General features: G+C 64.9%; 18 protein-coding genes and 2 riboswitches. Of the genes, 7 read left to right on the top strand and 11 right to left on the bottom strand.

The genetic code is table 11. The annotated features are described in order from the left end of the window. Nucleotide 1: 1 nt before the first annotated feature. Entirely contained in the window at nt 2–1,420 is a 1,419-nt protein-coding gene (locus NR187_RS27145) for a circularly permuted type 2 ATP-grasp protein (RefSeq protein WP_211385146.1), read from the bottom strand. Nucleotides 1,421–1,697: 277 nt separating this feature from the next. On the opposite strand from NR187_RS27145, the gene NR187_RS27150 reads away from it, so the two are divergent. The 3 genes from NR187_RS27150 to NR187_RS27160 all read left to right on the top strand — a co-directional run bounded on the left by NR187_RS27150 (nt 1,698) and on the right by NR187_RS27160 (nt 3,728). After that, complete coding sequence (locus tag NR187_RS27150; protein ID WP_211385145.1) at nt 1,698–2,435, top strand: molybdopterin-binding protein; 738 nt, start codon at nt 1,698–1,700, stop codon at nt 2,433–2,435. 40 nt (nt 2,436–2,475) lie between these two features. Next, nucleotides 2,476–3,003, top strand: coding sequence for a xanthine phosphoribosyltransferase (gpt, locus tag NR187_RS27155; protein ID WP_211385144.1), 528 nt, complete (start codon nt 2,476–2,478; stop codon nt 3,001–3,003). Between the two features lie 107 nt (nt 3,004–3,110). Continuing rightward, the gene (locus NR187_RS27160; RefSeq protein ID WP_211385143.1) at nt 3,111–3,728 is read left to right on the top strand and encodes a hypothetical protein; all 618 of its coding nucleotides are present in this window, start codon (nt 3,111–3,113) and stop codon (nt 3,726–3,728) included. 16 nt (nt 3,729–3,744) lie between these two features. Here the strand turns inward: NR187_RS27160 and NR187_RS27165 are convergent, their stop codons facing one another. Beyond that, nucleotides 3,745–4,767 carry a methionine synthase gene (locus NR187_RS27165; RefSeq protein ID WP_211385142.1) on the bottom strand — a complete coding sequence of 341 codons (1,023 nt, stop codon included), beginning with the start codon at nt 4,765–4,767 and terminating at the stop codon, nt 3,745–3,747. A 134-nt stretch (nt 4,768–4,901) separates the two neighbouring features. Between NR187_RS27165 and NR187_RS27170 the strand changes: the two genes are divergently transcribed. From NR187_RS27170 to NR187_RS27180, 3 genes are all read left to right on the top strand, one after another. Next, on the top strand, nt 4,902–5,603 hold the full coding sequence (locus NR187_RS27170) for a glutathione S-transferase N-terminal domain-containing protein (protein WP_211385141.1): 702 nt from the start codon (nt 4,902–4,904) through the stop codon (nt 5,601–5,603). 125 nt (nt 5,604–5,728) lie between these two features. Next, nucleotides 5,729–6,337, top strand: a complete 609-nt coding sequence (locus NR187_RS27175) for a 2-hydroxychromene-2-carboxylate isomerase (protein ID WP_211385140.1) — start codon at nt 5,729–5,731, stop codon at nt 6,335–6,337. Next, nucleotides 6,337–7,314: an NADPH:quinone oxidoreductase family protein gene (locus NR187_RS27180; protein WP_211385139.1), complete on the top strand. Its 978-nt coding sequence runs from the start codon at nt 6,337–6,339 to the stop codon at nt 7,312–7,314. Before NR187_RS27175 ends, NR187_RS27180 begins: the two co-directional genes overlap by 1 nt. Nucleotides 7,315–7,461: 147 nt before the next feature. Here NR187_RS27180 and NR187_RS27185 read toward each other — a convergent pair whose 3' ends face one another. The 9 genes from NR187_RS27185 to NR187_RS27225 form a co-directional block, all read right to left on the bottom strand. After that, nucleotides 7,462–8,352: a crotonase/enoyl-CoA hydratase family protein gene (locus NR187_RS27185; protein ID WP_015685180.1), complete on the bottom strand. Its 891-nt coding sequence runs from the start codon at nt 8,350–8,352 to the stop codon at nt 7,462–7,464. A 126-nt stretch (nt 8,353–8,478) separates the two neighbouring features. Further along, nucleotides 8,479–9,900 carry an amidase gene (locus NR187_RS27190; protein ID WP_211385384.1) on the bottom strand — a complete coding sequence of 474 codons (1,422 nt, stop codon included), beginning with the start codon at nt 9,898–9,900 and terminating at the stop codon, nt 8,479–8,481. Beyond that, entirely contained in the window at nt 9,893–11,065 is a 1,173-nt protein-coding gene (locus NR187_RS27195; RefSeq protein ID WP_211385138.1) for a M20 aminoacylase family protein, read from the bottom strand. The genes NR187_RS27190 and NR187_RS27195 overlap by 8 nt, the downstream gene beginning before the upstream one ends. A gap of 14 nt (nt 11,066–11,079) precedes the next feature. Continuing rightward, entirely contained in the window at nt 11,080–12,585 is a 1,506-nt protein-coding gene (locus NR187_RS27200; protein ID WP_211385137.1) for a M81 family metallopeptidase, read from the bottom strand. Between the two features lie 213 nt (nt 12,586–12,798). Next, nucleotides 12,799–14,448: an ABC transporter ATP-binding protein gene (locus NR187_RS27205; RefSeq protein WP_211385383.1), complete on the bottom strand. Its 1,650-nt coding sequence runs from the start codon at nt 14,446–14,448 to the stop codon at nt 12,799–12,801. A 14-nt stretch (nt 14,449–14,462) separates the two neighbouring features. Beyond that, the gene (locus tag NR187_RS27210) at nt 14,463–15,350 is read right to left on the bottom strand and encodes an ABC transporter permease (RefSeq protein ID WP_256808270.1); all 888 of its coding nucleotides are present in this window, start codon (nt 15,348–15,350) and stop codon (nt 14,463–14,465) included. A gap of 19 nt (nt 15,351–15,369) precedes the next feature. Further along, nucleotides 15,370–16,311, bottom strand: a complete 942-nt coding sequence (locus NR187_RS27215; RefSeq protein WP_211385135.1) for an ABC transporter permease — start codon at nt 16,309–16,311, stop codon at nt 15,370–15,372. A 181-nt stretch (nt 16,312–16,492) separates the two neighbouring features. Next, nucleotides 16,493–17,794 carry a D-amino acid dehydrogenase gene (locus NR187_RS27220; RefSeq protein WP_256808271.1) on the bottom strand — a complete coding sequence of 434 codons (1,302 nt, stop codon included), beginning with the start codon at nt 17,792–17,794 and terminating at the stop codon, nt 16,493–16,495. A 68-nt stretch (nt 17,795–17,862) separates the two neighbouring features. Then, nucleotides 17,863–17,980: riboswitch (glycine riboswitch) on the bottom strand. A gap of 3 nt (nt 17,981–17,983) precedes the next feature. Continuing rightward, nucleotides 17,984–18,087, bottom strand: a riboswitch (glycine riboswitch). Nucleotides 18,088–18,185: 98 nt separating this feature from the next. Next, nucleotides 18,186–19,316, bottom strand: coding sequence for a M20/M25/M40 family metallo-hydrolase (locus NR187_RS27225; protein WP_256808272.1), 1,131 nt, complete (start codon nt 19,314–19,316; stop codon nt 18,186–18,188). A gap of 270 nt (nt 19,317–19,586) precedes the next feature. On the opposite strand from NR187_RS27225, the gene NR187_RS27230 reads away from it, so the two are divergent. Then, nucleotides 19,587–21,197 (top strand): ABC transporter substrate-binding protein, encoded by a 1,611-nt coding sequence (locus NR187_RS27230; RefSeq protein ID WP_211385132.1) that lies wholly within the window; start codon nt 19,587–19,589, stop codon nt 21,195–21,197. The last annotated feature ends 231 nt before the right edge of the window (nt 21,198–21,428 follow it).

Raw genomic sequence — 21,428 nt, forward strand, 5'->3', positions numbered from 1 at the left:
ACTACTCGTCCAGGATCCAGGTGTCTTTGGTGCCGCCGCCCTGGCTCGAATTCACCACCAGGGAGCCTTCCTTCAGCGCGACGCGTGTCAGTCCGCCCGGCACGATGGTGGTGTGCTTGCTGCCGGTCAGAACGAAGGGCCGCAAATCGACGTGGCGCGGGGCGAGGCCGCTTGCGGTGCAGGTCGGGCAGGTCGAGAGCGCCAGCGTCGGCTGCGCGATAAAGCCTTCCGGCTCGCGCTTGAGCTTCTCGCGAAAGGCTTCGATCGTCGCTTTGGTCGCGGCAGGGCCGATCAGCATGCCGTAGCCGCCGGAGCCGTGCACTTCCTTCACGACGAGTTCGCTCAAATGATCCAGCACGTAGGCGAGGTCCTTCGGCTCGCGGCAGCGCCAGGTCGGCACGTTCTTCAGGATCGGCTCCTCGCCGAGGTAGAATTTCACGATGTCCGGCATGTAGGAGTAGATCGCCTTGTCGTCGGCGATGCCGGTGCCGACCGCGTTGGCGAGCGTGATGTTGCCGGCCGCATAGGCCGACATCAGTCCGGGCACGCCGAGCGCGGAATCGGGGCGGAAGGTGAGGGGATCGAGATAGTCGTCGTCGACGCGGCGGTAGATCACGTCGACCCGTTTCACCCCCTCGGTCGTCCGCATGAACACTTCGTTGTTCTTGACGATGAGGTCGCGGCCCTCGACCAGCTCGATGCCGAGCTTGTCGGCGAGGAATGAGTGCTCGTAATAGGCCGAGTTGTAGACGCCCGGCGTGAGCAGGGCGACAGTCGGCTCGCCCGAGGCACCCTGCGGCGCGACCGAGCGCAAGGCGGACAGCAGCTCGTCCGGATAGCGCTCGACCGGCGCCACCCTGTGGCGGGCGAACAGGTCCGGAAACAGCCGCATCATGATTTCGCGGTTTTCCAGCATGTAGGACACGCCCGACGGCGTGCGCGCATTGTCCTCCAGCACGATGAAGTCCTCGGCATCGACCCGGACGATGTCGATGCCGGCGATGTGCACGTAGACGTCGTGCGGCACCTGCTGGCCGTTCATCTCGGGGCGGAAGACCGGGTTCTGGAAGATCAGATCGTCGGGGACGATCTCGGCGCGCAGGATGTCGCGGCCATGATAGATGTCGCGCAGGAACATGTTGAGCGCGCGCACGCGCTGCTTCAGGCCCTTCTCCAGCAGCGCCCATTCCTTGCCGGACATGATCCGGGGGATCACGTCGAACGGAATCAGGCGCTCGGTGGATTCGGAATCGCCATAGACGGCAAAGGTGATGCCGATGCGGCGAAACAGGAGCTCGGCCTCCTGGCGACGGTATTCGAGCGCCTCGGGAGGCGTCTCCTTGAGCCAGCGCGCCAGCTCCTGATAGGCGGGGCGAAGGTCCCCGCCGGGAATGTTCATTTCGTCAAACGCGACTGCCATAGATCCCGACTTGTCTCCGCAAGGCGTTGCGCCATTCGACAGGTCGCCAGGCCTTGGTGAAGACCGCAACGTCCTGGCCATGCGGCAAGAGTGCATGACTTTCATGTGGTAGCAAGGGCCGGGCCAGCGCGATAAGCATAGACGGGCAGCATTTGCCGGGGATGGCCGGCGGCTTGCCTGAAAAAATGGCTGAGGACTGCTTATTTCGGCAGCAAAACCGCGTGACTTCAACGCGTTACCCCGGCAAATTCGGTGCGATAGGCGAGGGACTTAAGGCATGAGCGAGATCGTCACGGCGGGCATTCTGGTCATCGGGGATGAAATCCTGTCCGGCCGCACCAAGGACAAGAATATCGGCTTCATCGCCGAATACCTGACCAATATCGGCATCGACCTGAAGGAAGTCCGGGTCGTCTCCGACGATGAGGCGGACATCATCGCTGCGTTGGATGCACTGCGGCATCGCTACACCTATGTCTTCACCACCGGCGGCATCGGGCCGACCCATGACGACATCACCGCCGACAGCGTCGCCAAGGCGTTCGGCGTCGGCATCGACCATCACCCGGAGGTGGTCGCCCGCTTCCGCGAGCGCTGGAGCGAGCAGGACCTCAACGAGGCCCGTCTGCGCATGGCCCGCATCCCCGACGGTGCCGAGCTGATCCAGAGCGCCACCATCCTCGCGCCCGGCTTCAAGATCGGCAACGTCATCGTCATGGCCGGCGTGCCCTCGATCATGCAGGCGATGATGGACATCGTCTCGCCCAAGCTGAAATCGGGCGTGCGCATGCTCTCCGAATCGGTCCGGGCCAACGCGCGGGAAGGCGACATCGGCAGCCCGCTGCGGGCGATCGCCGCCGAACATCCCGACACCATCATCGGCAGCTATCCCTTCATGGACGAGGAGCAGAAGCCGAACACCAACCTTGTTGTGCGTTCGCGCGATGCGGGCAAGCTGGCGGCAGCGATGGCCGCGGTGAAGGAAATGCTGGCGGGATTGAACATCACCCGCTAGAGCCCCCGGCTTGCCGGCAGACGAAGCAGGAGAGAAGACAATGGCTGGTGAAGCACCGGAACTGAGTGCACAGGAGCGGGCCGGCAAGGCTTTCCCGGTTTCGTGGGATCAGTTCCACCGGGATTGCCGCGCGCTGACCTGGCGGCTCAACGAGGTCGGCCCGTTCCACGCGGTGATCGCGATCACGCGCGGCGGCCTGGTGCCGGCCGCGATCGTGGCGCGCGAGCTGGGCGTCCGCGTGATCGACACCGTCTGCATCGCCAGCTACGATCATGACAAGCAGGGCGAGCTGCAGGTCCTCAAGGGTATTTCCGAATCGGCGATGAAGCTCGGCGGCGGCACCGGCAAGGGGCTGCTGATCGTCGACGATCTCGTTGACACCGGCAAGACCGGCAGGCTGGTGCGCCAGATGCTGCCGGATGCGCATTTCGCCACCGTCTACGCCAAGCCGAAGGGACGCCCGCTGGTCGACACCTTCATCACGGAAGTCTCGCAGGACACCTGGATATTCTTCCCCTGGGACACCGCGCTGTCCTACCACCCGCCGCTTCGCGACGGCGCGGCGTGACGATCACCGTCATTGCGAGCGAAGCGAATCAATCCAGAAATGTATCCGCGGACATAGTCTGGATTGCCTCGTCGCTTCGCTCCTCGCAATGACGGGTGGAGGCAGCCATGCCCCTGCAAAACCGCGTCACGCCGACCGGCGACATCATCTCAACGCCGCACCGCGGCCTGTTCACCGGCAATCGCGGCATCATTCATGATCCCGCGACCAGGACGCTGCTGAAGAAGCGCTGGTCGTCGCCGGCCTGGATCACGTGCCTTTGCGAATTCCGCGGCTGGCGGCGGCCGGTGATGGCGCGGCGGAGCTGGACCGAGCTGTTCTTTCTCGACGAGGCCACCGCCTTTGCCGCAGGCCACCGTCCCTGCTTCTTCTGCCGCCGCGACGATGCCAAACGATTTCGTGCGGCTTGGGAGGCAGGAAATGGTGCAAGCGGCATCAGCGCGAAGGCGATGGATGCTCAGCTGCACCGGGAGCGTCTCGATCGCGGTCGCAAGCGGCTGCACCCACTGCCGGCGCCCCTCGCAGAATTGCCCGACGGCGCAATGGTGCAGCAGGGCGAGGCGAGCTTTCTGGTGATGCAGGGGAGCGCCCTGCCGTGGTCGCCGGCGGGTTATATCAAGGGCGCGCGTCAACTCGGCGACGTCCAGCTGCTGACGCCGCCCTCAACGCTGCGCGCGCTCCACGCCGGCTACCGTCCCGTGCTGCATCCGACGGCGTTGGACTAAAACAAGCGCGTCGTGATCATCCTAGCTTCTCGCGCGCAAGCGCGGCGCCGGCACCGAGCGCCATCAGCTTGGCTTCGGCGATCTCCCGCCGCATCGGCGCCATGCCGCAATTGGTGGTGGCGATGATGTTGCTCTTGGGGACGAATTTCGACACCGCGTCGATCACCTTGACAACGTCATCGGCGGTCTCGACCGTGTCGCTGGCGACGTCGATCACGCCGGCCTGCACGATCTTGGTCTTGAGCAGCGCGAGCAGGTCGAGCGGCACCTTCGAATTGCGGCACTCGATCGCGACCTGCTGGATCGGGCTGGCGTCGATCGCCGGAAAGATCTGCTCGTACTGCCGCCACTGCGCGCCGAGCGTCTCCTTCCAGTCGGTATTGGCCTTGATGCCGTAGCCGTAGCAGATGTGCACGGCAGTGGCGCAGGTCAGGCCCTGCGCGGCACGCTCGAGCGCCTTGATGCCCCAGTCGTTGACCTCGTCCATGTAGACGTTGAAGGCGGGCTCGTCGAACTGCACGAGGTCGACGCCGTCGGCCTGGAGCGCCTTGGCCTCCTCGTTCAACAGCTCGGCGAAGGCAAAGGCCATCTTGACGCGATCGCCATAGTAGCGATCCGCGATGGTGTCGATGATTGTCATCGGGCCGGGCAGGGTGAACTTGAGCTTCTTCCTGGTATGCGCGCGCGCGACGCGAGCCTCGTCGGCATGAACGCGGCCTTTCAGCCGCAGCGGGGCGACTACCTGCGGCACCATCGCCTTGTAGCGATCCTTGCGGATGCCCATCTCGACCTTGTGGGCGAAGTCGATGCCCTCGATCTTCTCCAGGAAGCCATGCACGAAATGCTGGCGGGCCTGCTCGCCCTCGGTGACGATGTCGATGCCGGCGTCCTCCTGCACCTTGACGGCGAGCATGGTCGCGTCACGCTTGGCGCGAAGAAGCTCCGCTCCCTGCGACTTCCAGGGCGCCCACAGCATGTTGGGCTCGGCGAGCCATTCCGGCTTCGGCAAGGAGCCGGCGATCGTGGTTGGAAACAGCATGGCGGCCCTCCCGGCAGGTTGTGTTGCGCCACTGTCTGCCATGTCTTAACGTCGAGGTACAGAACAACAAAAGTCGCTCTCTATTCCAGCGGCGATGACAGGGAAGGCCAAAGGAAGGGCCAAAAGGAAAGGTCATGATCGACCTCTATTACGCGCCGACGCCGAACGGCTGGAAAATCTCGATCATGCTGGAGGAACTCGGGCTGCCCTACACGGTGAAGCCCGTCAACATCCGCGCCGGCGAGCAGTTCGCCCCTGAGTTTCTCGCGATCTCCCCGAACAACCGCATTCCAGCTCTCGTCGATCACGATCCTGCCGATGGCGGCGCACCGTTCTCCGCGTTCGAGACCGGCGCGATCCTGATTTATCTCGCGGAGAAGACCGGCCGCTTCCTGCCCACGGAACTGCGCGGCCGCTCCACCACCATTCAATGGGTGATGTGGCAGATGGCCGGCCTCGGGCCCATGCTCGGCCAGCACGGCCATTTCGCGCTCTATGCGGCGGAGAAGATTCCTTACGCGATCGATCGCTACCGCGACGAGGCCGCGCGGCTTTATGGCGTGCTCGACCGTCAGTTGGCCAGGACCGGCGCCTTTGTCGCCGGAGACTATTCCATCGCCGACATCGCCTGCTTCCCCTGGACCATGACCCACAAGGCGCAGGGCTTTACGCTGGACGACTATCCGAACGTGAAGCGCTGGTATGCCGAGGTGCGCGCGAGGCCGCAGGTGCAGGCGGGGCTTGCAATCGGCAAGTTCGTGAAAGAGCCGTTCGACGAGGAATCACGCAAGATCATGTTCGGCCAGAAGGCTAAGGAGCTGTTGGGAAAGAAATAGGTACTGATCGCTCCTCCGTCATTGCGAGCGAAGCGAAGCAATCCAGGGTCTTTCCGCGGTGACAGTCCGGATTGCTTCGCTTCGCTCGCAATGACAGAGAGAGCAAAACAAACAAGGGAGACACCATGATCGAATTCTTCTTCGACTGTTCCAGCCCCTGGACCTATCTCGCCTTCCACAACATCCAGCCGCTGGCCAGGGAGCTCGGCGCCGAAATCACTTGGCGGCCGATCCTGGTCGGCGGCATCTTCAACACGGTCAACCCGAGCGTCTACGCGCAGCGGGAGACGCCGGTGCCGCTGAAGGCGCGCTACATGAAGAAGGACCTCGCCGATTGGTCGCGATCGGCCGGCCTGTCGATCAAGATGCCGCCGACGGTGTTTCCGGTGAACAGCGTGAAGGCGATGCGCGGCTGCATCTGGCTCGGCAAGGACATGGTGCCGTTCGCGACCGCATTGTTCGAGGCCTATTGGGGTGACGATCAAGACATCTCGCAGGACGCAGTGCTCGCCGGGATTTGCCGGAAGGTCGGCGTCGACGAGCCAAAATTCTTTGCCGGCATCTCGGAGCAGGGGATCAAGGATCAGCTCAAGGCCAACACCGAGGAGGTCGTCGCGCGCGGCGGCTTCGGCTCGCCGACGATCTTCGTCGGCAAGACCGACATGTATTTCGGCAATGATCGTCTGCCGCTGATCCGCGAGGCGATCCTGCGCCGCAAAGCGAGCGCGGCCTGATGGTGCGGGCAGTCGTCTGCCGCGCGCTCGGCGCGCCCGAGACGTTGCGGCTGGAAGCGTTTCCGTCGCGCGCGCTGAAGCCGGGCGAGGTGCGCGTTGCGATCCGGGCTGCCGGGCTGAATTTTCCTGACGTGCTGATGGCCGCCGGCGAGTACCAGCTCAAGCCGGAGCTGCCGTTCACGCCGGGCATGGAGGCGGCGGGCGACGTCACCGAAGTGGGCGCGGAGGTGGGGGGCGTTGCCGTCGGCGACAAGGTCATCGTCAAGATGCGCCATGGTGCCTTCACCGACGAAGCCATCGTCGCGCCGTCGCAGCTCACGCCGATGCCGTCGACTTTCGACTACGCGGAGGCCGCGACCTATCTCGCCGGCCACGGCACCGCCTATCACGCCCTGATCGATCGCGGCCGGGTCGAGCCGGGCGAGGTGCTGCTGGTGCACGGCGCCGGCGGCGGCGTCGGACTTGCTGCCGTCGAGATCGGCAAGATGCTGGGCGCGACCGTGATCGCGACCGCCTCCAGCGACGGGAAGCTCGCCGTTGCGAAATCGCGCGGCGCCGATCATCTCGTGCGCTACGATCGCGAACCGTTTCGCGACGCCGTCAAGCGCCTCACCGACGGCCGCGGCGCGGACGTCGTGTTCGATCCGGTCGGCGGCCAGGTTTTTGAAGACTCGATGCGTTGCATCGCCTGGGGCGCGCGGCTGCTGGTGATCGGTTTTACCGGCGGCATCGGCTCGGCCAAGACCAATCTGTTGCTGATCAAGGGTGCGAGCGTGCTCGGCGTGCGCGCTGGTGAGGCTGTCCGGAAAAATCCTGCACTCGGCGAGGTTCGCCTGGAGGCGTTGCTGCAATGGGCGGAGGAGGGCAAGCTGCGCCCCAACGTCTCACACCGCCTGCCGCTGGAGGATTATGCCAAGGCGATGCGGCTGTTGCTCGACCGCAAGGCGATCGGGCGTGTCGCGCTGGTGATGGATTGACGGTTCCGTAGTGACGGTGCCGTAGGGTGGGCAAAGGCGCCCTTGCGCCGTGCCCACCAGCTATCGGCAACTGATGTCGATATGGTGGGCACGCTGCGCTTTGCCCACCCTACGAGAGCTGCGCAAGACCCGGAATTTCGCTTCGCATCACTTGTACTCCCGCTCCGTCCACCACGGGAAATAATCCGGCATGTCGCTCGACACCTTGTTCTTGAACTGCGCCGGCCGCTTCTCCAGGAACGAAACCACGCCTTCCTTCACATCGTCGGAGCGACCGCGGGCGTAGATGCCGCGGCTGTCGACCTTGTGGGCTTCCATCGGATCGTCGGCGCCCATCATGCGCCACATCATCTGTCGGATCAGCGCCACTGACACCGGCGCTGTCTTCGCCGCAAACTCCTTGGCAAGCGCGCGCGCGGTCGGCAGCAGATCATCCGGGGCCACGACCTTGCTGACGAGACGGCCCGCGAGCGCTTCCTGCGCCGGGAAGACGCGGCCCGAATAACACCATTCCAGGGCCTGCGAGATGCCGACGATGCGCGGCAGGAACCAGCTCGATGCCGCCTCAGGCACGATGCCGCGCTGGGAGAACACGAAGCCGAAGCGTGCGGCGTCCGACGCGATGCGGATGTCCATCGCGAGCTGCATGGTGACGCCGATGCCGACGGCGGGACCATTCACTGCGGCAATCACCGGCTTGAGGCATTTGAAGATACGCAGCGTCACCTGGCCGCCGCCGTCGCGCACCTGCGGATCGCTGTAGTCGACCTTGCCGTCGGCGAAGCGCTTGACCGGCCCGCGCCGCGCGTCGCGATCGAACGTGTCGGCGCCGGAGGAGAGGTCCGCGCCCGCGCAAAAACCGCGGCCGGCGCCGGTGACGATGATGGCGCGGACGTTGTCGTCCTTGTCGGCGGCGTCGAACGCGTCGATCAGCTCTGCTTGCATCTGCGCGTTGAAGGCGTTGAGCTTGTCGGGTCGGTTCAGGGTGATGGTGAGGATCTGTTCGGCGACCTCGTATTTGATCGTCTCATACGCCATGGTGATTTCCTTCCCTGTCATTCTTGAATCGATTGTGTATTGCCGGGCTTGACCCGGCAATCCATCTTTTTTGACGAGGGATGGATGCGCGAGTCGAGCCCGCGCATGACGACTTGTGCTTAGTCGCTACTTCGCCGGCGGGCGCGGCCAGGGCCGCTGCGGACCGCGCAAGCCCTCAAAGGCCTTGGCCATGCCGAGCACGCCGATATCGTCGAAGCGGCGGCCGACGATCTGCACGCCGATGGGAAAGCCCTTGGCGTCGAAGCCGCCGTTGATGGACAGGGCAGGGTTCTCGGACATATTCCACGGCACGGTATAGGCGATGTGCTCGAACGGCTTCATGGGGTCATTGGTGGGCGAAGCCCAATCGGCCGGGTAGTTCACGTTCGGCGCGGTCGGCGAGATCACATAGTCGAGCTCGCAGAACAGCTTTCCTGCGGCGGCGCGGATCGCCATGGTCTGGTTGAAGCCGCGGATGACGTCGATGCCGGAGAGCCTGGCGCCGGACTCGCCCCATTTGAAGATGTAGGGCAGCACCTTCGCTTGATCTTCCGGCGTCAGCTTGGAGAGATCATCCCACATCCGCGCGCGCCAGAAATTGTCGAGGCCGTCGAGCATTTCGCGCGTGAGGATGCCGTCGACTTCGGTCACGACCGCGCCGGCGGATTCGAACGCTTTCGCAGCCTTCACCGCGACCTCGCGCACCGGCTTCTCCAGCGCCAGGCCGACGCCGGGATCGAGCATCAGACCGATGCGAAGTTTGCGCGGGGACTTCTCCAGCCCCTTCCAGTTGAGCGGCTCTGCGGGCAGGCTGGTGCCGTCGCGCCGGTCGGGCTTTGCGATCACGCTCATCATCAGCGCGCAATCGTCGACCGTGCGGGTCATCGGGCCGGCGACGCGGCCGACATAAGCGGGGTCGATCGGCACGCGGCCAAAGCTCGGCTTCAATCCGACGAGGCCGCACCAGCCCGCGGGCAGGCGAACCGAGCCGCCGATATCGGTGCCGAGATGCAGCGGGCCGTAGCCGGCCGCCGCCGCGGCGCCCGCGCCTGCGCTGGAGCCGCCGGGATTCTTGGAGAGGTCCCAGGGATTACGCGCGAGCGCATGGAACGAAGAGAGGCCCGAGGACAGCATGCCGTAATCGGGCATGGTGGTTTTTGCGAAGATGACCGCACCGGCCTCACGCAGCCGCGCGGCAGGCGGAGCATCCTTCTCGGCCGGGACCAGCTTGACGCTGGCGGCGCCGAGCGGCACCGGCACGCCCTTGGTCGCGATGTTGTCCTTCACCGTGACAGGCACGCCGTCGAGCGCGCCGGAGGGCTCGCCCCCGGACCAGCGCGCCGTCGAGGCCATTGCGGCCTCGCGCGCGCCGTCGGGATCGAATGCATAGAGCGCTTTCAGGTGCGGCTCCCACGCAGCGACGTGGGCGAGCACGTCCTCCAGCACCTCGCTCGGCGAGAACTGCTTGGCGCGATAGCCCGCGATCAGATCGACCGCTGACAGATCATGCAGCGAGGTGACCGCCTCTTCGACGCCCTTTTTATGCATTGGCACCCACCGGCATCCGGGTCTCGATGATCCGGGCGAACATGCTGGCGCCGATCGGCAGGATCTTGTCGTCGAGCACGAAACCGGGGTTGTGCACGGGCACCGAGCCGTCATGGCCGACCCAGAAATAGGCGCCGGGAATGGTCTGCAGCATGTCGGCGAAATCCTCGCTGCCCATCTTCGGCTGGGCGCGGGTGATCACGTTGGCGGGGTTGACGATCGTGCGCGCGACCTCCTCGACCACCTTGGACTGCTCGACCTGGTTGACCAGCACATCGAAAGTGTCGCGGATGTCGACGTCGATCACGCACTGATAGGCGCTCGCAATGCCGGCGCTGATCGTGCGAATGCGCTCGCTGATCAGGGTGCGGACTTCCTTCGAGAAGGTGCGGATGGTGCCGCAAAGATGCGCGTCGCCGGGAATGACGTTGTAGGCGGAACCGGCGTGAATCTGCGTGATCGAGACGACGGCGGCCTGCAGCGGCTCGACGTTGCGGCTGACGATGGTCTGGATCGCCTGCGCCAGCGTCGTCGCGATGATCACAGCGTCCTTGGAGCGCTCGGGCATCGCGCCATGCGCGCCATAGCCGGTGATGCGGAGGTCGAAGAAGTCGGCGCTGGCCATCGCGGGGCCGGGCAGGATCGCGATCTCGCCGTGGTTGAGGTCGGGCGCGTTGTGCAGGCCGTAGAGCTCGTCGCAGGGAAATTTCTCGAACAGGCCGTCCTTGATCATGGCGCGGGCGCCGCCGAGGCCTTCCTCGGCCGGCTGGAAGATCAGATGCACGGTGCCGTCGAAGTTCCTGGTCTCGGCGAGGTAGCGCGCGGTGCCGAGCAGCATGGTGGTGTGGCCGTCATGGCCGCAGCCGTGGAAGCGGCCGGGGATTTTCGAGCTCCATTTCAGATTGGTGTTCTCTTCCATCGGCAGCGCGTCCATGTCGGCGCGAAGGCCGATGCGCTTGCCGCCCGAACCTTTGCCTTTGATGACGCCGATCACGCCGGTGCCGCCGAGACCGCGATGCACCTCGATGCCCCAGCTCTTCAGCTTGTCGGCGACGATGCCGGAGGTGCGCACTTCCTCGAAGCCGATCTCGGGATGGGCGTGGATGTCGCGGCGAATGGCGGTGAGTTCGTCGGCATAGCCGTCGATGCGCTCGATCGTGGGCATGTGTTCCTGTCCGGTTAGCGTGAAGGGGGATTGAAAACGGGGCCGTTCGGCTTGATGCGGATGCCCGGACGCAGCCGCGTCCAGGGCAGCGTGGCGGTGTCGGCCGGCATCGCGCCGGGCGCAGCGCAGATCATCAGCTTTTCCGCGATCGGCTCGAAATCGGCGCGGAAGTGCACCGAGCTCTTGTTGACCAAAATCTTCTGTTGCGTCGGCTCGATGCCGACATAGCGGTACATCGCCTGGTCGGCGAGCTGCGCCTTGTGCGAACTCACGACGACGCGGACATCGCCGATGCGCAAGGCCGCGGACGGACCCATCTCCATCTCGCGGCCGCCGTAGTAAGGGCCGGGCGCGACGAAGCGGCCGTCGGACAGCTTTTCGACGACGAAGGTCTCGCGATAGGGCTCATCGCCGGGAATGCCGGACTTGCCGCCGAGCGACAGCGTCACGGTGGCGCCGACGCCGGCCGCGTGTGCGGCCTTGGCCGAGGCGGGATCGTAGATCACGCCGGTCGCGGCGCTGGCCTTGTTGCGCACGAGCGCGCGCAGCATGCCGGTGGTGTCGGAATCGCCGCCGGCGCCGGGATTGTCCTGGGTGTCGGCGATGATGATCGGCTTACTCGCGCTCTTGCAAAGCTCCATGGCGTGGCGCACGCCTTCGTCGGGCGACCAGATCTTGCCGTCGAAATCGTCCTCGTGGCTTTCGATCAGCTTGACGATCGCATCCGCCGCGCGGTCGGCGTCGGCTTGGGTCCTGCCATAGGCGAACACACTCGGCCCGCAGTCGCGGAAGTCGGCAGCGGGGAAGCCGGGCGCGAAGGAGAGCGTCGGAACCGCATCGCCCTCCAGTGCGGCGAGCTTCTGGTAGATGCCCTTGGTGGGGTGGTCGTTGGTGCATTGCCAGCTGATCGGGATCAGGAACGGCAGTTGCCGGAACGTTTTTGCAAAGCGCTGCCTTGTCTTCAGGAGCAATGCGAGATGTCGCGCGGAGGCGCGGCCGGTCTCGGCCATGTCGACATGGGGATAGGTGCGGTAGGCGATCAGCGCGTCCGCATGCTCCATCATCTCGGGCGTGACGTTGGCGTGCAGGTCGAGGCTCGCGACCAGCGGAACATCCTTGCCGATGACGCGGCGCACGCGCGCCAGGATCTCGCCTTCGCCGTCGTCGAGATGCTCGGTGACCATGGCGCCGTGCAGGTCGAGATAGACGGCGTCGATCGGGCCGGCGGCGGCGATCCCGTCGACCATGACCTTGACGATGCGCTCGAAGGCGTCCCTGGTGACATGCGCCGACGGGCTGGCCCCGCAGGCGATCGTCGGGATGAGTTCCCAGCCATCGGCTTCTGCACTGTCGACGAAACCGGCGAGGCCGACATTGATGGCCCGCATCACCTTCAGCACGTCGGCGCCCTCAGTCATCGCCGGCCAGCCGCCGCCATGCTGGAAGTCCGCGAAAGTCGCCTTCGTCGGAGCGAAGGTGTTGGTCTCGTGCAGGAAGCCGCCGACGGCGATACGTGTCATCAATTCAAGTCCAGGCGATTGAAAGCGGGCGACGTTAGCCTTGGCTCTGCGGCGAGAGCAAGGTGGGACGCACTCGCGCCGTGCATGGCCTTAAGCCGTTTTGGGAATACTTGCCGCGATCACCGTCATAGCGAGCGTAGCGAGGCAATCCAGACCGTCTCCGCAGAGGGATACTGGATTGCGTCGCTACGCTCGCAATGACGAGGGATGGATCTAGGCTGTCGCAGCCACGCCTTCCGCGACGGGCCGGAAATTCGCAAAGTCCCAGTTGCGGCCGGGCGCTGCCTCGAGCAGGGCCCTGGTGTAGGCCTCCTTCGGATGCGTCAGCACTTCGGCGGCCGGGCCCTGCTCGACGACGCGGCCGTGCTGCATCACCACGACTTCATCGCAGATCTGGGCTGCGACACGCAGATCGTGGGTGATGAACAGGATGGCGATGCCGAGACGCGTCTGGATCTCGTCGAGCAGTTCCAGCACCTGTGCCTGCACGGAGACGTCGAGCGCCGAGACCGCTTCGTCCGCGACCAGCACGTCCGGATCGAGCGCGAGCGCGCGGGCAATCGCGATGCGCTGGCGCTGGCCGCCGGAGAACTGGTGCGGATAGCGCGCCACGGCGTCCGCGGGCAGGCCGACGAGCTCGAGCAGCTCGCGGGCGCGCTTCATCGCGTCGGCATGCGAGGTGCCGTAATTGATCGGGCCTTCCGCGATGCTTTCGCCGACGGTGACGCGCGGGTTGAGCGAGCGATAGGGGTCCTGGAACACGATCTGGATCTTCTGCCGGTGCGGCTGGAGCAGGCGGCGCGAGATGTCCGCGATCTCGCGGCCGGCCAGGCGCACGCCGCCGGAGGTCGGGTCGATTAGGCGGACGATGCAGCGTGCCACGGTCGACTTGCCCGAGCCGCTTTCGCCGACGATGCCGAGCGTGCGGCCCTTGCGCAGCGTCAGCGTGACCTTGTCGGCGGCGACGACCTCGCGGCCTTTGCCGAAGAACGCGCGCTCCTTGTAGACCTTGCTGAGCTCGTTGGCCTCCAGCACGACCGGCTCCTTGGTCTCGGGCCGCGCCACGCGCGGCACCAGGCTCGGCACCGCAGAGAGCAGGTTGCGGGTGTATTCCATGGTCGGATTGCGCAGCACGGTCTCCAGCGGACCGGTCTCGACCAGGCGGCCCTGCCGCATCACCGCGACGCGGTCGGCGATCTCGGCGACCACGCCCATGTCGTGGGTGATGAACAGCACGGCGGTGCCGTGATCGCGCTGGAGGTCGCGGATCAGGGTCAGGATCTGCTTCTGCGTGGTGACGTCGAGCGCGGTGGTCGGCTCGTCGGCGATGAGAAGCTTCGGCTCCAGCACGAGCGCCATCGCGATCATGATGCGCTGGCGCTGGCCGCCGGAGAGACGGTGCGGGTAGGAGGCGAAGATGCGCTCGACCTCGGGCAGGCGGACCTGGTCCATCATGTCGAGGATGCGCTTCTTCCGTGCTCTCGCATCGAGGTCGGTATGCGCGCGCAGGACCTCGTCGATCTGGCGGCCGACGGGCACCACGGGATTGAGCGCCGTCATCGGCTCCTGGAAGATCATCGCCATCTGCGTGGCGCGAAGCTGGCGCAGGCGGCGGTCGGTCGCAGTGAGCAGCTCCTCGCCGACCAGCTTGATGCTGCCGCCGGTGGGAACCAGGGTGCCCTTCGGCAGCAGTCCCATCGTGGTGAGCGAGGTCACCGACTTGCCCGAGCCGCTTTCGCCGACGAGACACAACGTCTCGCGCTCGTGCACCTGGATCGAGATGCCGTCGATGATGTTCGCGCCCTTCGGCTTCTTGCCGACGGAGACGACGAGATTGTTGATGTCGAGGATGGGGTTGGTCATCACTTGATTGGTCATCACTTGCCCTCCCGCTGCTTCATGCGGGGATCGAGTGCGTCGCGGGCTGCGTCGCCGATCAGATTGATGCTGAGGATGGCGATCGAGAGCAGCAGGCCCGGCCAGAAGATCAGCGTCGGCTTGAGCTGGAAGTACTGGCGACCCTCGGCCATGATGTTGCCCCAGGTCGGCGTCTCCGGCGAGATGCCGGCGCCGAGGAAGGAGAGGATGGCCTCCGTGAGGATCGCGGACGCGCACACGTAACTGCCCTGCACGATCAGAGGCGCGATCGTGTTCGGCATCAAATGCCGCCACATGATCTTCGGCAGGGACGAGCCGACCGAGATCGCCGCTTCGACATAGGGTTCCTCGCGCGCCGACAGCACGACCGAGCGCACCAGGCGGGCCACGCGCGGGACTTCGGGGATCGTGATCGCGATCAGCACGGTCCAGATGCTGGCACCGGACAGCGACACCACGGCAATCGCGAGCAGGATGCTCGGCATCGCCATCAGGCCGTCCATGATCCGCATCAGGACGGAATCGACCAGCTTGAAGAAGCCGGAGACGAGGCCGATCACGAGCCCGATGACGATCGACAGGATCGCCGAGCCGACGCCAATCAGCAGCGAGATGCGGCCGCCGTAGATGACACGGGACAACAGGTCGCGGCCATAGGCGTCGGTGCCGAGCAGAAACTGCGCCGAGGATGGCTTGAGCCGTTGCGACGGCGCGAGCTGGATCGGATCGTGCGGCGCGATCAGCGGCGCCAGAATCGAGACCAGCACGATCAGCGCGAGCAAGACCGTCGCCGTGGCGATGATGGGCGTCGAGGTGAGGAATCCGAAGCGCGGCCGCAGCGGCGACGTGATCGGTATGGACGGCTGGGGAAGGGTATCGACCGACATTTTTGTGCTTATCCTTGCCTCAGTACCGGATCCGCGGATCGAGCAGGGTGTAGGCGACGTCGATCAGAAGATTGACGACGACATAGATCAGCGACGTCAGCAGGATCATCGCCTGGATCACCGGATAGTCGCGCGCCAGCACCGCATCCACGGTGAGGCGGCCGATGCCGGGGATGTTGAACACGCTCTCGGTGACGACGACGCCCGAGATCAGAAGCGCAAAGCCGGTGCCGATCACTGTGATCACGGGTACGGCGGCGTTGCGCAGCGCATGGCGCATCATCACGGCAACTTCGTTGATGCCCTTGGCGCGCGCGGTGCGGACGTAGTCCTCGCCGAGCACGTCGAGCATCGCCGCGCGCGTCATGCGCGCGATCAGCGCGATGTAGATGAAGGAGAGCGCGCAGGTCGGCAGGATCATGCGCTCGAAGAACGGACCAAAGCCGGTGCTGATGCTCTTGAAACCTTGGACCGGCACCCAGCGCAGGTCGATGGCGAAGACCTGGATCAGGACGTAGCCGACCACGAACACCGGGACCGAGAAGCCGAGCACCGAGAGACCCATCACGAAACGGTCGATCCAGGTGCCGTGCTTCCACGCCGCGATCACACCTAAGGGAACGGCGACGATGACGGCGAGGATGATGGTCGACAGCGCGATCGAGATCGACGGCTCGACACGCTGGCCGATCATCTTCACCACCGGCAGGTTGGAGATCAGCGAGGTTCCGAGATCGCCGTGCAGCAGCTTGTTCACCCAGGTGATGAACTGCACGATCAGGGGCTCGTTGAGGCCGAGCGAGGTACGGATGCGCTCCAGCCGTTCCGGTGTCGCGTTGTCGCCGGCGAGAATCGCCGCGGGATCGCCGGGGGTGAGGCGGAGCAGGAGAAACACGAACAGTGCGACCACGCCCATGACGGGGACGGCGGCGAAGATTCGGCGAATGAGGTAACCTAACATGCACCTATCTCCGGCTGAGGAACTTGTGGGGCGCCGAGGTGCCCGTGGATTCGTTCGTGTCTATCATGCGTGCCTGTCATTCGGGCTGGGAAAGCCGGCCGGAGATGCCGACCTTTCGGGGCAAATTGTGTGCCAAGGGCAGGGCGGTCGCAAGGGGCCGCCTGCTCCTGATGGAGACCACTCAGGATGCATGACGCAGCTCGCGCTCAACCCCAAGTGAGGGCATGGTGGGCGGCGCGTTGAGCCCGCGCCAGCCGTCGATGGTTCCGGCAATCATCTGCGCGGTCGCTGCCGACAGCGTCCAGCCGAGATGGCCGTGGCCGGTGTTGAAGAACACACCCGGCATCCGCCCTGCGCGCACCACCGGCATCATGTTCGGCATCATCGGGCGCAGCCCGGCCCATGGGATGACTCGCGACGTTTCGACGGCGGGGAAGTTGCTGCGCACCCAATCGACCAGCGGCTGCACGCGATCGGCGCGAATGTCGCGGTTGAAGTCGTTGAATTCGGCGGTGCCGGCAACGCGGAAGCGATCGGCGCCGAGCCGGCTGGTGACGATCTTGGCGGCCTCGTCGAGCAGGCTGACGGTCGGCGTCGCGTTGCGGCTCTCGGCGGTGTCGAGCTGCACGGTGATCGAGTAGCCCTTTACCGGATAGACGTTGACGCGCTCGTCGAGGAGGGCGGCGAAGTGGCGGCTCGCCACACCGGCGCAGACCACGACCCCATCCACGTTCAGCATGCCGCGTGCGGATGCGGCAGCATCGCTTGCAGAGAGATCTGCCCAGCCGACGACAAAGCCTCCGCCGGCCCGGGCGATGGAATCGATATTGGCTTCGTGGATGAAGGTCGCGCCGCGACGCTTGCAGGCCTCGGCAAGCCCGCGGGTAAACTTGTGGATATCGCCGGTCGCGTCCGACGGCGTGTAGAAGCCGCCATAATACTCCTTGCGCAGCGTCGGCTCGATCGCGCGGATTTCTTCCGGCGTGACCGGGCGGCGATCGAGGCCGCCTTCCTGCAACAGCGCGTTGACGCGCAGGCCGGATTCAAAACCCTTCTTGTCGTGATAGATGTGGAGAATGCCGCGACGTTCGAGGTCGAAGTCGATGCCTTCACGCGTGGCGATCTCGAACAGATGCTTGCGGGCTTCGATCGCGAGCCGCGTGGTCTCGATGGTGTTGGCGCGGTAGTTGCCGATGTTGGCGACGAACTCGCTCATCCACGAATATTTGTGCCAGTTCGGCCGCGGGTTCATCAGCAGCGGTGCGTCGCGCCGAAACATCCAGCGCAGGCCTTTGAGGATCGTCGCGGTGCTATTCCACACTTCGGCATTGCTGGCGGACAGCTGTCCGCCGTTGGCGAAGGAGGTCTCCATCGCGGCGTAGCGGTGCTTGTCGAGCACCGTCACCTTGTAGCCGCGTTCGAGCAGGGCATAGGCGGTCGTTACGCCGGTGATGCCGGCGCCGATGATGGCGATATGGGTCATGGCAGGTTCGGGGCTCCCGTGAGTTAGAGTCGGCTAACCGCCGGCCACAAGGCCGTTGGCGGCGCCCCATCTGTCACGGTTACCTGAGAGCTTGATCCTTTGCGGACCTCAGGCGAGGTCTTGCTCCGGACTATCCCCTTCGGTGGACGTCCCGACCAATCTTGGCCGTGCCGTCTCTCTCCAGATCGTCCTGACGATACAGTCCTTTTGCCTGAGAGTTTCCGGGGCGGTTGCTCCGTCGGCGCCGCAAAGAAGGCCGAAACCTTCATTGCGATCTCTCCCGCATCGTCGCGTGGACAATCGAGCAGTACGATGCGCCTTATTTATAGACAAGGCTAAATTTCAACCGCGACTGCCAACGCATTGTGCAGTGCGAAGTTGATCCAACCTATTACTCCAGGGTCGCCAGCAAACCCGCCATCAGCCGGCCGCGTTCGACTAGGCTCTCGACCTCGATGAACTCTTCCAGCGTGTGGGCATTGCCGCCGCGCACGCCGAGTCCGTCGAGCGTCGGGATGCCCATCGCGCCGGTAAAGTTGCCGTCCGAGCCGCCGCCCGAGCTCGCATGCGGCAGCTCGGCGCCGAGCGATTTAGCGATGCCGCGTGCTTTTTCATACAGCGCCATCGTGCCCGCATCCGGCTCCCACACGGGCCGGGTCACGCCGCGCGTCACCTTGAAGGCGACATCATTGGTCGTGCCTGACAGAGCCAGCATCCTCTCGACGCCGCGATCGAGATCGGCCTGCCGCTTGGCCATCGACAGCGCTTCGCCGGTAGCGGTCGTTGCAACGCAATTGACCCATTGTCCGCCATGCACAACGCCGACCGAGAAAGTGCAGTCCTCCGTCGTCATCGCGTCGATCGCAAGGATCTGCCGCGCCATCTCGCGGATCGCCGAGCGGCCCGCCGACAGCGTTGCGCCGGCGTGGCTCGGCCGTCCCGTCGCCTCGAGGTTGAACCGCGCGATGGCGTAACGTCCAGTCGTGACGCCGTTGTCGGCGCGGCCGGGCTCGGGCACCAGCACGTATTTGTTGCGCGCGGCCTCCGCCTCGATGATGTCGCGCGTCGACGGCGTGCCGACCTCCTCGTCGGGCGTGAACAGCACGGTGATCGGCAGCGGCGTCGTGAACGAAGCACTTGCCAGCTGCCGGATCGCTTCCAGCGAGAGATAATTGCCGCCTTTCATGTCGTAAATGCCGGGGCCGTAGCACCTGTTGCCCTCGCGCCGCCATTTCAGCTTCTCGATGGTGCCGGTGGGATGGACGGTGTCCATGTGTCCGGCAATCAGGATGCCCGGCTCGCCCTGCTTGGGATGCGGAAAGCGGGCGCGAACCACTCCGCCAAAGCCGTCGCGGCCGGCGATGCGCTCGATCGTCGCACCCATGATTGCCATCTGGCGCGCGGCAAGATCGAGCATGCGGTTCACGGCACTCGCGTCCCAGGTCGGGCTTTCGCATTCCACCCAACCGCGCAGGCCCTGGAGCATCGCTTCGGAATCGAAGGGAAGATTGGCTGGATTCATCTCAATGTCTCTCGAGCTTCGGAAGATGGAACGCGCATTGCATTGGTGCCGGGCAGGACAGGCGGGAGAGTGTTGTAGTGCCAAACCGATCCTTGTGGAGCCCGCGCGCGCGCCGCCTGGGCTTGCAGCGAAACCGGATTGACGCGCTCGGCGCTGTCTGCAAGTCTCGAAAAGATAAAGGCATTGCATGAGGTTAGTTCGCCCAACGAACGAGCCGGATGCTCAACCAATAATCTGCCTTTGAACAGTTTCACGTCAGGAGAACTTTCCATGTTCCAGTTAATGCGCCGGAGGCCTCGCGCGTTCGCCTCCAAACTTGCGCTGTCGGTCGTCGCGCTTTCGACCGCCCTGGCCTCGCCGGTGCTCGCGGCCGGCAAGACCATCACCGCGGTGATGCATTCGGATCTGCGCATCATCGATCCGATCTTCACCACCGCCTACATCACGCGTGACCATGGCTACATGGTCTACGACACGCTGATCTCGACCGACTCGAACTTCAAGATTCAGCCGCAGATGGCGGACTGGAAAATCTCCGACGACAAGCTCACCTACACATTCACGCTGCGCGACGGCCTGAAGTGGCATGATGGCGCGCCGGTGACGGCGGAAGACTGCGTCGCTTCGCTCAAGCGCTGGGCCGCCGTCGATGGCATGGGCCAGCAGTTGATGCAGTTCACTGCGAGCATCGAGGCGACCGATCCCAAGACCATCACGCTGAAGCTCAAGGAGCCCTACAGCCTGGTCCTCGATTCGATCGGCAAGCCGTCCTCGCGCGTCGCCTTCATGATGCCGAAGCGGCTCGCCGAGACGCCGCCGGACAAGCCGATTCCCGAGCAGATCGGCTCCGGCCCGTTCAAGTTCGTCCAGGGCGAATTCCAGCCGGGCGTCAAGGCTGTCTACGTCAAGAACACCGACTACGTGCCGCGCAAGGAGCCGGCGAGCTGGACCGCGGGCGGCAAGGTCGTGAAGGTCGACCGCGTCGAATGGCTCACCATGCCTGACCCGCAGACAGCGGTGAACGCGCTGCAATCGGGCGACATCGACTTCCTCGAGAACCCGTCGTTCGATCTCGTTCCGGTGCTCGAGGGCAATGCGGATCTCAAGGTCGAGGTGCTGAACAAGTTCGGCTTCCAGACGCTCGGACGCATGAACTTCCTCTATCCGCCGTTCGACAATCCGAAGATCCGCCGCGCCGCGCTCCTGGCAATGAAACAGAAGGACGTGCTCGATGCGCTGATCGGCAATCCCAAGTACTACAAGATCTGCGGCGCCTTCTTCATCTGCGACACGCCGTTCGCGACCGACGTCGGTTCCGAATCGCTGGTCAAGGGCAACGGCATGGCCGAGGCCAAGAAGCTGCTCGCCGAGTCCGGCTATGACGGTACGCCCGTCGTGATCATGGCGCCGGGCGACGTCACCACGCTCAAGGCCCAGCCCATCGTTGCCGCGCAGGCGCTGCGTGAAGCTGGCTTCAAGGTCGATCTCCAGGCCACCGACTGGCAGACCGTGGTGAGCCGCCGCGCCAGCCAGAAGCCTCCGAAGGAGGGCGGCTGGAACATGTTCTTCACCAACTGGGTCAGCGCCGACGTCTCCAACCCGATCTCCAACCTCTCGATCGGCGGCCAGGGCAAGAAGGGCGGCTGGTTCGGCTGGGCGGAGGACGCCAAGATCGAGAAGCTCAAGGACGACTTCGTCCGCGCGGCCTCGCTCGACGAGCAGAAGAAGATCGCGACCGAGATCCAGAAGGAAGCCTACGACCAGGTGATCTACATCCCGCTCGGCCAGTATCAGGCACCGAGCGCGTGGCGGAAGTCGCTCACCGGCGTGCTCGACGGCCCCGCAACGCCGCTGTTCTGGAACGTCGACAAGACCGAGTAGCGCGAGGGCGCGCCTGGCGCCCTTCGTTCCGATCGTTGCGCGGCGCCGCTGTCATCAGCGGCGCCGCTTTCGTTTGTCAGTTCCGCGTCAGCTCAGGAAATGTGCGGTCGAAAGCGCCGCGAATGATTTCAGCGCCGGCAGGCGCGCGCCGGAATAAGCTTCGCGATCAACAATGACTGTCGCGCACGCCCTCGAGGCCTTCGCTTGCGAAAGGCACGGTGAACGCCTCCC

Origin of the sequence: Bradyrhizobium sp. Bra64 (assembly GCF_024519875.1) — a bacterium.
Taxonomy (GTDB): domain Bacteria; phylum Pseudomonadota; class Alphaproteobacteria; order Rhizobiales; family Xanthobacteraceae; genus Bradyrhizobium; species Bradyrhizobium japonicum_G.